Source organism: Clostridioides difficile ATCC 9689 = DSM 1296, from assembly GCF_001077535.1.
In the GTDB taxonomy this organism is placed as follows: domain Bacteria; phylum Bacillota; class Clostridia; order Peptostreptococcales; family Peptostreptococcaceae; genus Clostridioides; species Clostridioides difficile.
Window position 1 is genome coordinate 2,105,146 of the sequence record NZ_CP011968.1, and the last position, 15,997, is coordinate 2,121,142.

Annotated in this window: 13 protein-coding genes; 2 read left to right on the top strand and 11 right to left on the bottom strand. The window is 26.4% G+C overall.

What is annotated here, in order from left to right; all coding sequences use genetic code 11:
• Positions 1–349: 349 nt before the first annotated feature.
• The 6 genes from CDIF1296T_RS10240 to CDIF1296T_RS10265 form a co-directional block, all read right to left on the bottom strand.
• A complete protein-coding gene (locus CDIF1296T_RS10240) occupies positions 350–598 on the bottom strand; it encodes a VOC family protein (RefSeq protein ID WP_003435328.1) in 249 nt (82 codons plus the stop codon).
• Positions 599–628: 30 nt separating this feature from the next.
• Positions 629–1,090, bottom strand: coding sequence for a VOC family protein (locus CDIF1296T_RS10245; RefSeq protein WP_009889914.1), 462 nt, complete (start codon positions 1,088–1,090; stop codon positions 629–631).
• Between the two features lie 37 nt (positions 1,091–1,127).
• Positions 1,128–1,961 (bottom strand): helix-turn-helix domain-containing protein, encoded by an 834-nt coding sequence (locus CDIF1296T_RS10250; protein WP_003435326.1) that lies wholly within the window; start codon positions 1,959–1,961, stop codon positions 1,128–1,130.
• Between the two features lie 273 nt (positions 1,962–2,234).
• Complete coding sequence (locus CDIF1296T_RS10255; protein WP_009897077.1) at positions 2,235–2,921, bottom strand: ABC transporter ATP-binding protein; 687 nt, start codon at positions 2,919–2,921, stop codon at positions 2,235–2,237.
• 14 nt (positions 2,922–2,935) lie between these two features.
• Positions 2,936–5,413: an ABC transporter permease gene (locus CDIF1296T_RS10260; protein WP_009897079.1), complete on the bottom strand. Its 2,478-nt coding sequence runs from the start codon at positions 5,411–5,413 to the stop codon at positions 2,936–2,938.
• 218 nt (positions 5,414–5,631) lie between these two features.
• The gene (locus tag CDIF1296T_RS10265; RefSeq protein WP_009897081.1) at positions 5,632–7,035 is read right to left on the bottom strand and encodes a sensor histidine kinase; all 1,404 of its coding nucleotides are present in this window, start codon (positions 7,033–7,035) and stop codon (positions 5,632–5,634) included.
• A gap of 493 nt (positions 7,036–7,528) precedes the next feature.
• On the opposite strand from CDIF1296T_RS10265, the gene CDIF1296T_RS10270 reads away from it, so the two are divergent.
• The gene (locus CDIF1296T_RS10270; RefSeq protein ID WP_003435320.1) at positions 7,529–8,389 is read left to right on the top strand and encodes a YitT family protein; all 861 of its coding nucleotides are present in this window, start codon (positions 7,529–7,531) and stop codon (positions 8,387–8,389) included.
• A gap of 238 nt (positions 8,390–8,627) precedes the next feature.
• On the opposite strand, the gene CDIF1296T_RS10275 is transcribed toward CDIF1296T_RS10270, so the two are convergent.
• Positions 8,628–9,185: a GNAT family N-acetyltransferase gene (locus CDIF1296T_RS10275; protein WP_009889920.1), complete on the bottom strand. Its 558-nt coding sequence runs from the start codon at positions 9,183–9,185 to the stop codon at positions 8,628–8,630.
• 189 nt (positions 9,186–9,374) lie between these two features.
• Positions 9,375–10,262 (bottom strand): LysR family transcriptional regulator, encoded by an 888-nt coding sequence (locus CDIF1296T_RS10280; RefSeq protein ID WP_003435316.1) that lies wholly within the window; start codon positions 10,260–10,262, stop codon positions 9,375–9,377.
• 118 nt (positions 10,263–10,380) lie between these two features.
• Between CDIF1296T_RS10280 and CDIF1296T_RS10285 the strand changes: the two genes are divergently transcribed.
• Positions 10,381–11,580 carry a coenzyme F420-0:L-glutamate ligase gene (locus tag CDIF1296T_RS10285; protein WP_003424103.1) on the top strand — a complete coding sequence of 400 codons (1,200 nt, stop codon included), beginning with the start codon at positions 10,381–10,383 and terminating at the stop codon, positions 11,578–11,580.
• A 193-nt stretch (positions 11,581–11,773) separates the two neighbouring features.
• Here the strand turns inward: CDIF1296T_RS10285 and CDIF1296T_RS10290 are convergent, their stop codons facing one another.
• The 3 genes from CDIF1296T_RS10290 to CDIF1296T_RS10300 all read right to left on the bottom strand — a co-directional run bounded on the left by CDIF1296T_RS10290 (position 11,774) and on the right by CDIF1296T_RS10300 (position 15,997).
• Positions 11,774–14,329, bottom strand: a complete 2,556-nt coding sequence (locus CDIF1296T_RS10290) for an FtsX-like permease family protein (protein ID WP_018112843.1) — start codon at positions 14,327–14,329, stop codon at positions 11,774–11,776.
• Complete coding sequence (locus CDIF1296T_RS10295; protein WP_009897086.1) at positions 14,326–15,012, bottom strand: ABC transporter ATP-binding protein; 687 nt, start codon at positions 15,010–15,012, stop codon at positions 14,326–14,328. The genes CDIF1296T_RS10290 and CDIF1296T_RS10295 overlap by 4 nt, the downstream gene beginning before the upstream one ends.
• Before the next feature lie 76 nt (positions 15,013–15,088).
• The gene (locus CDIF1296T_RS10300) at positions 15,089–15,997 is read right to left on the bottom strand and encodes a sensor histidine kinase (protein WP_009897088.1); all 909 of its coding nucleotides are present in this window, start codon (positions 15,995–15,997) and stop codon (positions 15,089–15,091) included.

The following is a 15,997-nucleotide window of genomic DNA, read 5'->3' on the forward strand; positions in this document are numbered from 1 at the left end:
TAATATTACCTAAGGCTTTAAAATATTTTATATAATATTTTATTACCTTAAATAAATACCCTATCATAAACTTAGTAAACAAATAAAATTATTATTCTAAAAAATATAATAATTTTATTTGTTGTTTTAATATTATAACACATTTGATAATGTCCAATTCATATATGCAAAATTTATATACTTTAAAATATCTAAGAAATTATTCAATAAAAAAATACTATTTTTTAAAAATTATCATTATTGATAAAGCTCTACTATTTATATTTTTTAGTGTATTCATGTATAATAAGTAAAAGCACAACGGTATATACTGTTGTGCTTTTTTGTAATTAATAAACAATATTTTGGTCTATAACAATGAAAAATGGCTACTTTCCATAATTGATTTCATCTGACATAAGCAAAAAGGGTGTCCAGCTGGGTCAATCATAACTCTCCAGTCATCAGTAAATTGCTCCTCTGCGATTGTAGCTCCACAATGAATTGCATATTGAACTGCTTCTTCTAAATCATTAACAGCGAAATCCATATGAGCCATTTGTTGTTGAGATTCAGGTTTTTCTGGTTCTATTATGCCCCAAGCCTTTGTTTTTTGCAATATAAAGAAAAAATTATATATTTTAATATTTTATAATTGTTGAAATTGTGTAATAAATTCAACTGGATACATAGTGCGTTTTGAAATTTCTTCTAAAGCTAAACCTTGTTTTAAAAGTCTCTTTATGACGCTTTCCATACTTTCTGAAATTTCTATAATATTTTTATCAAAATCATAAAACCTAAAAGTTCTTTGACCCCATGGGTATTCTTTTATATAATGCAAAAATTCAATATTTCCTATTCTATTTATCTTACTTTCCCATTGTTTGATGTCATTAACCTCAAAATACAACTGAAAGTTATTTGATTGTTGATATATTGGTAAATCATATCCAATTATAGCTTTATAATTACTTTGTAATCCAAATCCATTTTCAAATGATACATGTTCTCCTAAATCTAATGTGATTTTTTGCTCCATAACATCTTCATAAAACTTTTTTGATTTATTTATGTCTTTTACAATTAGCAATACTCCTCCAAATTTCATCTTATCACTATCCTTTCTTTGTTATAAGTATTATAACTTAAAATTTTGCAATTTCACTGTAAAAATCAGACATATTAGCTCGGTATTTTTGAGGAGTTATTCCACAGACAATTTTAAAATCTTTAATAAAATGTGGTATATCATAGAATCCTAATTCATTACATATAGACATCAATGAAGTTTTATTATTGTTTAGAAGTTTTATAGATTTATTAATACGTACCAAACGAGAAAATGACTTCATACTCAACCCTAGGTACTGATTAAAGAGTCTGTTTAAATGCCTAGAACTATAAAATACTTTTTTAGAAATTTCTTGTGAAGATATATTTCCAGAGTTTTGAATAATCAACTGAATTGCCAAAATAAACTCATATGAGTATTCAATTTTAATATTAGAAATCAATAATTCTTCCAACTTTAAAATCAATTTATCTATAGATAAAGATTCATTAAATATTTTTTTAATTTCTAAATCTAATGAAGTATTAATTATAGAAAATGGAACAACTTTATCAATAAGTTCACTTTGCTGTATACCTATAAGCGGGAAAAAACCAGCAGGTTGAAATTCTATAATTAGTATAACATCACATCTATTAGCAATATTTCCTACTGTTTTTGGTTTAGTAGTTGGACCAAATAATAGACTATGTAACCCTGTGGCATCATAAAAAAACACCAAAGTTACACTTCCATGAGGAATAATCGTGTAATTATCAGAAATTATTGTTTGATTTGGAAACGATATAGTAAAATTCGATATCCAATTTCTTAATTGTATACAAGGCAAGAGATAAACAAAATTGTCTTCACAAACTATAAGTGACCTATTTTTATTTATAAAATGAATACTTTCTTTTTTTAACATATATTATATCCTGTCCTATCGTGAATATTTATTAAAGTAAGAAGAATCCATATTATCTCTATATATCATTAACTGCTTTTAATAATAGAGATAGTATGAATACTCATTAGATATTTAATAAACAAATAAAATTAAAATAATCAATAAAAAATATAGTACTTTTATCTGTTATTTTAATATTATAGCACATTTATAGTATTTAACTTATATCCACTTTACATATGTCTAATTTATATAGTTAAAAATGCTTATCTCAAATACAATAATTAGTCCTTATACAATTAAACCATCTGAAACTGTAATAGTACGACTACTACTTTTGGCTGCTTCTGGTGAGTGAGTTACCATAATTATAGTTTGTCCATTGTCTCTGTTTATTTTATTCAGTAAATCTATTATTTCTATCCCTGTTTTACTATCTAAATTTCCAGTAGGCTCATCAGCAAATAAAATCTCTGGTTTTCCAATTAAAGCTCGAGCTATAGCAACACGTTGTTGCTGACCACCAGATAACTCTCGTGGTGTATGTTTACGTCTATCAGTTAAACCAACTATATCTAAGATTTCATCTAATTGATTTTTATAATCTTTTAAATTTTTACCATCTAATAACAAAGGAAGCATTATATTTTCCTCCACATTTAAATTTGGTATTAAGTTATAAAATTGAAACACGAATCCTATATTTCTACGACGTATTATGCTCATTTTCTCATCATTAAAATGTGATATATCAGCTCCATTCATATACACTTTTCCGCTCGTTGGAGTATCTAAACCACCTAAAATATATAAAAGAGTACTTTTACCAGAACCAGATTGACCCATGATAGAAACAAATTCACCTTTCATTACTTGTAAAGATACCTCTTTTAACACTCGAGTTGTTGTATTTCCAATTTTATATTCTTTGATAATATTTTTTGCTTCTACAGCTAAACTATTATGTGTAATTTTCATATTAACCTCCATAATTATTCAAACTTAATTTCTTCTATCAGTTTCATTTTCTTCCCTTTTATAATAGGCACTATTGAACCTATTAAAGTTACTATAATTCCCAATAACCCAACAATAATAAATGTTTTAAAATCTAAATCTGGTTTCATTGAAATTTTTGGTCCTGCAACTATAAAGATAGTTTGAATCTCAAGTATAGATATCACAATACCAATAACAGCTCCAAGTAAACCTGAAGTAAACCCTTCAATCAATGTTACTTTTATATTTTGTTTATCACTTAGTCCTATAGATTTATACATAGCTATAGAACGTCTTTTTTGAATATAATTAATCAGTAGATTATTAATAATACCTACTGTAGCAAGAAGAAAAATGAAATAGGTCATCTTATTCATAGGAGACAAAAAACTACTTATAGTATTTAAAGAATCATTATTAAATTCTTCAACTGTACGACTCCAATTATATGTATCTCCAAATAAATATCTTATCTGAATCATAACAGCATCTGGATTGACTGCTGTATATACTAAAAAACCATAATTAGTTTTATCAAAATCATTAACTGCATAATGTGATGGTATAACAGCTTCTACATCATTTGCACGGGATTTAAAACTACCTACTATTTTATAAGAAAAATCATACTTATCATTAGATAGAGTTATTGTATCTCCTATAGATAAGCCTACTTTTTTTAGAGTATCTTCATTCAAAATAACAGAACGTTTATCATTAAAAGCTTCTATTACTTGTTTTTTTATCTCAAAATTTGTATAATTGATTCCAAACATAGAGTTATATAGTTTTATATTATCTGTACCCTCTAGTCTTGATAATGTTACACCATTACCAGAAATCTCATTATTCATAACATAAAGAGGTAATATTTTTTTAATTCCATCCATATGTCTAACATCTTCAATAAACTCTTCATTCATCTTTCCATCTGCAAAACCTTGTAATTCTGCGTCACGAAACACATCTGTTATATAAGTTTTGACAAAGTTACCAACAACACTTATTGCAATAACTGCAGAAATACTTATAAATAGTAAAGTGATATTCTGTATTATATTTTTGTTATTTTTCATATTTCTAGCAGCTAATTTACCCTCATTCCCTAAAATATTTTTATAAACAAACTCAAAAACTATAGACATGATATCAGTAATAAGAGGAATCAACACAATAGTAGCTACAATTAATCCCAGTAATGAAAATCCACCAGCTAGATACAATGTATTTTCAGGGGATATTCTTGGAAGTAAAATAGATAAAATAAACATTATACTTCCTATAAAAAGTATAGAACGATTTGAAACATTCTTTTCTTCTACTGTTCCTAGTACAATATTTTTTATCGGCAAATGGCTAGCTTTTTTAACAGGTATATATGCACTAAATGAAGAAACGATTATTGCTACTATAACAGATATAATCACTCCAATGGGTGATATTACTACTGGAATTGATATTCCTTGCTCGAGAGAATTTCCTAACCCATGAAGCATTAAATTTAAAACAACTACACCAATAGGAATAGCAATTAATCCTCCTATACTTCCGTATAATATACTTTCAAGCATCAATATACGAGTTACAGTTTTTTCATTGGCACCAATACTTCTAAATGTTCCAATAAAAGGAAGACGTTCTAATGTAATAACCTTATAACTGCTGTATATTATAAATATACTAAGGGTTAATGCAAAAAAACTTATTAAAAAGAAAGGCATTGTCTTTTGTCTAGCATCTGAAATTATCTTAGTTTCATTTATAGTATTTGATACCATATATTTTTCAGTAGAAAGTTCTTTGGATAATTTATTTACTAGATTTTCTGTAATTTCTTCTTCTGACTCTATAAGAATTCTTGTATATCCACTGCCTTTATTTATAATTTTTGATAGAGTCTCTTTGGGTAGCAGTGCATTTACACCTCTTGTGTTCCTCAAAAATACTGTATCATAAGATGCAATATCACTAACTTGAAAAGTATAAGACTTTCCATAAATCTGCAAAGTAATAGAATCACCTTTTTTTATTTTATATTTTGATGTAAAGCGATTTGGAAGAATAATTTTATCACCAGAAAAATCAGTAATACTATCGCCATTTTCTAATCGTGGCTTGTTGATTTTATTTAGTTGACTTAAGTCTGCTGATATAAGACTAAATTCTTCATAGTATCCCCCTTTATTATAAATAGCAGAGCTTTCCAATACACCAACCTTTGATTTTATAGCATTTAAATCAGGTATGTCTTCTAAATTGGTTAATATATCTGGATTTTTACTTTGGACAGATATAGTCGCTGTACCATACATACCTTTTGCCATTTTTCTTTGTGCACTTTCATAAGATAATCCAATTGAGAATGAAACAAAAAGTAAAACTGTTGATAAAACTATGGACAATAACATAACTGCTGTTCTAATTTTTCGTTCTTTAATATTTGTGAAAATATACTTTAATATAATTTTCAAATTTACACCTTCTTTCCTTATCTAAGATATTTCAATCTAATATTTTTATACTTTAATCTAAATTAAATCTCTAATAGACTCCTCCATACTTTTATCATTCTATTTATAATATTTTTAATCAAATCACCCCTTAAATAAAAAAGATTGATAAACTACTATATAAATATAATAATCTATCAACCTTAATATATTTTTTATTTAACCTTAATTAACCTTAATTAAATAGGAAAGGTGATATAAAATGAGCTACCTAATCCAGGTATACTTTCAACAGATATATTCCCTCCATGAACTTCAATAATTTGCTTCGTTATTGCTAGTCCTAAACCAGTTCCTTCTATTTTTTGTTTTGTATTGCTTCCTCTATAATAACGATTAAACAAATTTGATGCTTCTTCTCTTGACATCCCTTTTCCATTATCAGATATAATGATTTCAATTCTTTCATTTAATGTTATATGTACACAAACTTTAGTATTTTTATCTCCATATGTAAAAGCATTGACAATAAGATTACTAAAAGCTCGTTTTAATAGTGTACAATCAAAATCAAAGTTAATATTATCTATATTACTCTTAAATTCAACTATATTTGATTCATATTCTGGATAATTTAAAATATCAATGGATAATTCTTTCAAAAATCTTACTAAATCATAATTATTTTTATTTAAAGGGATTATTCCATTTTTTAATTGATAGGTTAATTTTAAATCGTTTATAAGTGTATTTGTATATTCTATGTTCTTTAACATGATTGAAGCATATTTATGTACTTTTTCAGGTGAATAATTAGTACTACTATCTGTAAGAAGCTCTGCATACCCTTTTATTGGTGAAAGTGGAGTTTTTAAATCATGAGTTATATTTGAAATCCACTCTTCTCTCATAATATCAGTTTTATTTTGTATCTCATCACTTTTATGAATTTCTTCATTTAAAATATTTAAACTATTATATATATCAGCAAAAACACCTTTAATATTAACTGGAAGATAGCTTCGTTTTGAAATATCGCTAACAGCAGATGTAATATTTGATATGCACTTTGTTACCCAGTAACCATAAGCAATTCCAGAAACCAAAATTATTAAAAATATAATCCCTATGATTGAAAATATAATTGACTTACCACCTATAAATTTACCTCCATCAAAAAACATATTCACTTTAGATATATTTAATGGAAAATATATAATATAAATATAGTCATTTTTATTATTTTTAATTGTATTAAAGTATACAGTTCCATTACTTGAATTATTTTGGTTAGCTAATGCTAATAATTCAGAATTAGAATAATAATCTTTATGCTCTTTTGGTTCTAAAAACCCATAAACTCTATTTCCACTAGAATCTAAAATTTGCAACCACAATTGATTTTCTCGAAGTTTTTTTAATCCAGACTGTTTTACTTGTGGCTTATTATCTATAAATACGATTTGTTCATTAAAGTTTTCTGTAAATTTTTTCGGCCAGTCACTACGAATAAATTCCCCATTTGGTTTCTGAATAGTAATAAGTGATAAGAAAATACCTATTACTGTCAGGATTAAGCAAATAAAAATCATGAAAAAAATAATGTATGAATGAAATACTGTTTTATAACTAGGTTTATGCATTTAATCAACTCTTTTCTTAAACTTTTATTTTGATTGTTGCTTATATAAAATAGACAATAATTATTGATATGTAAAAATTTATTTAAAAATACAACTATCTACATAAATTATATTTATATAATTATATGTTATCAAGCTGTCTGTTGTATTTAATAAATCATTTTGATAACATATAAAAGTAAGATAAATTTTTCCATCAAATACCTTATAATTATACACAAAATCTCTATATACGTTAAACAGTATAGAGAAAATTTTCATAGAACCATCTTTATAGGGGATACTTTATAAAAGAATAAAAAAATTATAATATATAAAAAACTTCATAGGAGTGTAACAACATCAGTAAAGATATGAAAACACTATATAAAAATTCAAAAATATTAAGAATAATGAAATACTTGAAATTGCTTATATCAAGAAATTTTATATAATATAAACTGGTCAAATATGTTATAATATTAAATTGTGACAAGTTCATGGAGGTGTTTATATGAAAAAACAAAAGTCGCCAATTTTACTTGAAATGCTTGGACTATTTTTTGGTTGTATATCAATGAGTATTGGTATAAATATGTTTTTAAAACCACATACAATTGCTCCTGGAGGACTTAGTGGTCTATCATTAGTACTAAACAAGGTTACAGGACTTCCAGTATCAGCTATCATGTTAATTATAGGTGTCCCATTAGTAATACTTGCTTTTAGAATTATGGGTACAAAAAATTCATTAAAAACTTTATTTGGAACAGTTGTATTTTCAGCTATAGTTCAATTAACAGACCCATTATCAAAACTAAGATTTACTAATGACTTATTATTGTCTTCTATTGCAGGAGGAATCCTAGTTGGTATAGGTTTAGGAATAATGTTTAAATCAGATGCTTCTACTGGAGGAACAGACTTAATTGCACTCATACTTAGTAAGAAATTCCCAGGAATAAAAGCTACAAAATTCATGTCATGCCTAGATGGAATGGTTGTTATATCTTCTGGTATAGTAAATCGTAGTTTAGAAACTGCTCTTTACTCTGGTATAGCACTTTGTGTATTAATAAAAATAGCAGATATGATAATGGAAGGATTTGACCATTCAAAAGCATTTTTTATTATCTCTGATGAGCCTGAAAGTTTAAGACAAGCTATAACTGAAGAACTTGATAGAGGTCTTACTATTCTTGATGGTAAAGGTGGATACACTAGAGAAAATAAAGAAGTTCTATTAGTCGTAGTTTCTAAAAAACAAGAACTTTATCTAAAGAGATTAGTTAAAAGAACTGACCCTACTGCATTTGTTATTGTTACAGATGTACATGAGGTTCTTGGAGAAGGATTTAAAAATTTAGAGAACTAATAAAAATTAATATTTTAAGTATATATACTATTTTAATTAAAATACGATTTATTCAAAAAGAGTGTCTCATAAACTTTTTAGTTCATGAGACACTCTTTTTTGTATAAAATCAAATGCATTTTCAGTATTTTAACAATAAAAACAGGATTATCTATATTTTGAGGCAACCACTTTATTGAAATTTTATTTAGAAAACAATCATTACTAAATAACCAGCATAGATATTAAATGATTATATCTATTGTTTTTTCAATTCATATTGATAACAAGGAACATTTTTTACAGTATTTCCAGTATGAATTTTTTTGATATACTTTCCTGTACATTTAAATCCTAATAAATCTAATGATTTTGTAGAATTTTGGTTTTCTTCATAGGTTATTGCAATTATTTTATTTAAGTTTAGTTCTCTAAATCCATACTGTATTACTCTTTTTGTTATCTCAGTAGCAAAATCATGTCCCCAATAGCTTGGATTTATACATATACCTATTTCTGCTTCTAATGCTTTAGGATTTATATTATTAAACCCCATATTTCCAATAACTTTATTGTCTCTTTTATATACTATAGCAAAGTGGCCAATTTTCCCTTTTTTATATGGATTTAGAAAAAATGATTTTATAAACTTTCTTGTATCTTCTAAAGATTTATGCTCACTAAATGGTAAATGTTTTACTACTATTTTATTTTTATAACAGTCAAAAAAATCTTCAACATCATCTAATGATGCAGGTCTTAGTATACAACTTCTAGTTTCTAAGGTTTTCATTTGAGGATATTCAGAATCAGACATTTCTAATCCCCCTTTATACATTAATCTAAATATACTGTTCATATTTAAAATACGATATTAATTATATAAATGTTCTCAAATTAACCTTATTTTTATTTTTAATAAAAACTAATTACTATATGAATCTTTCAAATTTACAAATTTATCTCTATTTTTATATTAAATTACTTGTGAAATATGTATTCTAAATTATATATTATTAGATATCATGCTTAAAAATTCTTTGGTTGCTAAGGATAAAGATATATCTTTTAAATGGCAATAACCTATATTTCTCTTAGGTATTGGCTCTTTTATATCTAATTTAAACAATTTCTCATTTTCCAAATAATCTATGCTAAATTCTTCTATAACACAAGACACTCCAAGATTTATATACGCAAATTCTAAAAGTAATTCATGAGAACCCAATTCTATATCCGGGTTTAGTTTTATACCTTTTGATAAAAAATATTCATTTACATAAAGTCTTGAATTTGCTTTATTTTCTAGCATTATTAAAGGCAATGTGTTTAATTCTTCCAATGATATTTTCCTACCTTTGTATTCTATGTAATCATTTGCACATACAAATATATCATGTATTTCAATACATTCAACAATATTTAGTGTATCATCTTCTATTGGCATGTTTATAATTGCTATATCTATATTCCCATCTTTGAGTAAAGATATAAGTTCTCTACTCGTTCTATTTATTGTAGATACATGTATATGTGGATACTTCTTATGAAAAATTTCTAAATATTTTAACAAGAAAAAACGTGCAGCTGTATCTCCTACTCCTATTTTCAGAGAACCGTATTCTAATTTTTTAAATTTATTTATTCTATCTTCTCCTGATGATATTAACTTTAATGCAGTAGTGACATGTTCACTTAGAATTTTCCCCTCTGGAGTTAATTTTACTCCCTTATTGTTTCTATAAAATAATAAAGTATCTAATTGTTCTTCTAATTGCTTTATTGACTGGCTTACAGCTGGCTGTGACATAAACAATTCCTTAGCAGCAAGAGAAAAACTCTTATTATTTACAACTGCATTAAAAACCTTATAAAGTTCAAGTTTTATATTCATATATAATTACTCCTTATGTCAAATATTAGTATTATTTATTTTACTTATAATTATATTTGAATTATAATATACATGGTACTAATATGACAATATTAATTCTTTAGGAGGATTTTAGATAATGGATAGATTAGTTGGAACTGTTTCAAGAGGGGTTAGAGCACCTATTATAAGACAAGGAGATGACTTAGTTAAAATAGTTGTTGATTCTGTTTTAAATGCGTCAAAAAGTGAAAACTTTGAAGTTAGGGACAAAGATGTAATTGCCGTTACAGAAGCTGTTGTAGCTAGAGCACAGGGAAATTATGCTCACGTTGACAATATTGCAAAAGATGTAAAAGATAAATTTGGAGATGATACTGTTGGGGTTATATTCCCAATTTTAAGTAGAAATCGTTTTGCTATATGTTTAAAAGGAATTGCAAAAGGATGTAGAAAAGTCGTATTAATGTTAAGCTACCCTTCTGATGAAGTTGGAAATCACTTAATAAGTATTGATGAACTTGATGATAAGGGAATAAATCCTTGGTCAGATGTTTTAACAGAAGAAAAATACAGAGAACTATTTGGATATAACAAGCATACATTTACTGGTGTAGATTATGTTGATTATTATAAGAATTTAATCAAGGATTGTGGTGCAGAGGTAGAAATAGTATTTGCAAACAATCCAAAAACTATTCTTAACTATACAACAAGTATTTTAACTTGTGATATACATACAAGACAAAGAACAAAGAGAATTTTAAGACAAAATGGAGCTAAAAAAGTATATTCACTTGATGATATAATGACAGCAAGTGTAGATGGTAGTGGTTACAATGACCAGTATGGACTTTTAGGTTCAAACAAAGCTACAGAAGAAACAGTAAAATTATTCCCTATAAATTGTGATGAAGTTGTAAACAAAATCCAAGGTAATATAAAAGAAATAACAGGGAAAGATGTAGAAGTAATGGTTTATGGAGATGGAGCTTTTAAAGACCCTGTAGGTAAAATATGGGAATTAGCTGACCCAGTAGTATCTCCTGCTTATACAAAAGGGCTAGAGGGAACTCCAAACGAAGTAAAATTAAAATACTTAGCAGATAATGATTTTGCTGACTTATCTGGTGATGAGTTAAAAGAAGCAATTTCAAAATACATAGTTGAAAAAGATAATAAATCTGATGATTTAACAGGAAACATGGTTTCTCAAGGTACTACTCCAAGAAGATTAACAGACCTTATAGGTTCTTTAGCAGATTTAACATCTGGAAGTGGAGATAAGGGTACTCCTATTATTTACATACAAGGATATTTCGATAACTATACAAAATAGTATGTTTTAATAAGATTTAAATTTTTTGGATTATATATATTAACATGAAAATTTATTAAAACCTCTTAATAGATATGACTTTTCAAGAGTTATATCTATTAAGAGGTTTATTTAATGTTCACAGATAAGATATATTTAAATAATTTAAACAAGATTGTCAGAAAGTTATATAATCTTAAAAATTTATATAACTCTAATTCTTATTTATTTCTGAAATAATATCACTCTTCAAAATTTGTCTTACTGGAATAATTACAGCAACTATACTAATAGTGATATTTAAAATAATCATACCTATGTATAGAGGTGTATTTATTTTAAGAATTGGATTTATATATAAGTATACACGTTTTACCATAAAATAAATCATAAATTGTCCAATAACACTTCCAATTACCATTATAATACTTGCATAGAATCCATATAAAAAACCTTCTCTTATCATCATAAGTAAAAACTTATTATCCGTAATACCCATAGCTCTTAAAATTCCAAACTCATGTCTTCTTGAAAAAATTAAGTAACTTACTGTATTGATTATATGGAACAAACTTATTGCAAGAAGTACAAATACAATACCATATATAAATAAGAGTTTTTGATTTAAGTAGGTATTATTTTTTTCAATAGCAATGGTATAATCTGTTACAATACATCTTTTTACATCACTTACAACACTTTTTATGTTCTCAGACAATTCCTCACTGTTACTATCTTCTGTCTTTTTTATACTTACTGAATTATAATTTTCGATATCAAAGTTATTTTTCATTTGCCCATTCGTCATAACTATATCCATACCATAATCACCAATGAAATATATGTTATTTGCCATCACACGTTTTACAGTAGCAGCAACTACAAATTCTTTTGTTGTATAATCATTCTTATTTTCTTCTTTAAATTTAACAATTTCATCTGTTGGTTTCATTGTCTTTGGCACTTTAACTTTTATTGTATCTCCTGGATTTATATCAACTGCATCATACATCCCAGTTCCATCCATAGGTAGTCTAACTATAACCTTATTATTTTTAACCATATCATGGGTATTAATCTCCCCATCTATAATATAAGAATTTAATCCTTCTAACATACCATTGTTATAACCATAAATATTTGTTTTTAAAAGATAGCCACCTTCATTTTGCTTTGTACAAATACCATCAAAAAAAGTCTTTATCCTGTAATCTTTTTCAAGAGGTTTAAAGAAATTTTTCCAAAATAGTTGTTCTTCTTTAATTTGCATAGCTCCAAATAAATATCTTACTGGATAGACTTTTGATATTCCCTCAACATTGTTTAATCTTGAAATTTTATCTTTTGGTATACCTACATCAAAATCTGTTGTTTGCATAGTTATTTGGTAGTCAGAATTTAAACCATCATCAGCTTTCATTGTAAGTTCATTGTTATTTTTAGTAAGCTGTATAGAGTAACTAGAACATAGAAATATAATTCCACCAAGTGATAATGAAAACAAAATTCCAATAAACATTCCCTTTTTTTGAGTCATGTATTTATGAGATAATACTTTTGTCATGTTAGAGTGTTTTACACTTTCTAATATTCTCTTTTTCTTATTAGTAATCTTAAAGTTTTTCATAGATTCTATACTAGAGTATTTATTCAACTGATGTACAACACGTACAGCAATTAAAATTAACAACAATAAGATAAATAAAAAGCCTAAATAAATAGATTTTTCACTTATAAAAAATGCTCCTGGAACAATATCACTACTCAAAAATATATGTGGAAATTGTTCATATATTGTAGACGCTACTCCAATACCTAAGAAGCAACCTATAGGAAATCCAACAATAAAAAGTAAAAATAACTCTAAAAATAGTAGAAATAAAAGTTGTTTATTATTAGCGCCTAATACTTCTAAAACCCCATATTGTGATATTCTCTGAAGTATTGAAACATGGAAAATACTATATACTGCTGCTGCACCAAACACTCCAACAAGCAATATAATTGCATTTGTATTTAGTTCTAAATTTTTTAAGAACTCAAATATATTATATTTTTCTATATTTTTTGGTGGTTTTACTCCAAATTCAACTGAAAGAGGCCAGTTTATATAAGTTTTTTCTTTTGATATGTTGAATTTTTTCATAAATTTATAATTTTGATTTTTAATATTTTTATTTTCATCATATTTTACATAAACTATATAAGAATCCTTTTCTTTAGGCTGAAAATAATCGTTTACAAATCCCTCCAGAGCAGTTTCTGGGTTTGAAAGACTTGATAAAATACCACATAACTTATAGATTTTACCATCTAAATTGATTTCTGTTCCAATTTCTTTGTTTACATTTAAATTGTTTAGAGAATATGTGTCAAGTACTATCTCTCCATCTTTACTAGGAAGAGTTCCTTTTAATAATTTTCTACCTGTCATATCTAAATATGAAGAATCAGCATTTAAAAATTCTATAATAAAAGGTTCATCTATCTGATTTTTAGGTTTTGTAACGCCAAGTCTATCTACAGTGTATTCCTTTGATTTTTTATTTTCTTTAATTTTATTAAGTTGTTCCTTATCTACTTTATAGAAATAATGATAATCTCCACTATCTTCCCTTATCTTTTCAATTCTACTTTTGTCTGCACTATGAACTAAAGAACCAATTCCCGTCAATAATGCTACTGATAGTACTATGCTTAAAACTATAGATATAGATTGTTTTTTATAATGCTTTATATATTGAATTGAAAATTTTACTAGAGACATCATAGTACTTCACCACCAGTATTCACCACAATTCCATCTTCAATATGGATAATTGAGTCGCATACTTGTGCTATATTTTCATTGTGTGTTACCATAAGTATCGTTTGATGGAATTTTGCACTACTTTCTTTTAATAAACATACCACTTCCATTGTAGTTTTACTATCGAGATTTCCTGTTGGTTCATCTGCTAATATAAGCGCAGGTTTATTTGCCAAAGCTCTAGCAATTGCTACCCTCTGTTGTTGACCACCAGATAGTTCGCTTGGAAATTTTAAACGCTTATCCCAAATTCCCAATGTCTTCATCAGCATTTCAATATATTCATGGTCTATATGGTTTCCTTTATCTAATGTAACAGGAAGAGCTATATTATCATAAGTGTTTAATACGGGCATTAAACTGTAGTTTTGAAATATAAATCCTATATTTCTTCTTCTAAACACTGTCAAATCTTTTTTTCCTATTTTAGATATGTTCTTTCCTTTAATTATTACATCACCTGAAGTTGGATTATCTAATCCACCTATAATATTTAACAATGTGCTTTTTCCAGAACCAGAAGTTCCAACTATAGCAGTAAATGTATCTCGTTCAATTTCTATACTTACTCCATTTAAGGCTTTTACTTTAGTCTCACCTTTTCCATAGTGTTTTACTAAATTATTCGTCACTAATATACTCATTTAATTTCTCCTTTCAATACAGATATATGTTCTATAAAATATTGTAAGTGACGATAATTACACTCATCCTACAAAATTAGTTTAAACTCTTACAATTCTGTAAGAAGATACTAAAACAACATCCACTTCCTAGTTTAGATTCTACTATAATGTTTCCATTTTCTTTTTCTAAAATTAATCTTGTAAGATATAGACCAATCCCTGTGCCATTTTGGTTTTCCACATTTTTACTTCTGTAAAATCTTTTAAAAATATCATTTAGTTCTCTACTATCAATACCTATTCCCTCATCTTTAATAGTAATCTTCGTATATAGTTCCATTTTTATTACAGAAATAGTAATCGTGCTATCTGATGGTGAGTATTTTATTGCATTTTCTAAAACATTTACAATTGCTTCTATGGTCCACTTTTTATTATGAACTAATTTTATGTCTGAAAATGGTTCGAGATTTATCCTTATATTTTTAGCTTCTGCTTTATTAAAGATAGTACTGATACTTTGAATAAGAGTATCTTTAATTAGTAGTTCTTCTACTTCAAATTCTATAACTCCATCCTCTAATTTAGTCATTTTAAATAAGGATTGTAACAGCCAGTCAATCTTAAAAGTTTCATTTTTCATCTTTTGTAAAAACTCCTTCTTCTGTAATGTGGAAATATTTATATTCTCCAGAAGTTCACAATAAATGGTTATATTTGAAAGTGGAGTTTTTAATTGATGTGACATATTTGATATTAAACCTTTAATCGCTTCTTTTTCTGACTTTGACTGTTCTACCTCTATTTCTATCATATCCTTAATTTTTTTTACTTGGTGAGAAATTTTTGACGCTCTTGTATCCTTTGTATCTGGATAAGTAACTTCTTTACCTTCCAATATTTGATTTAACATCAAATTTAATTCATCATATCTTCTTTGATTTATTTTAGTAGATACTATAAATATAACAACTGTACATATTATAAAGGCTAATATAAACAT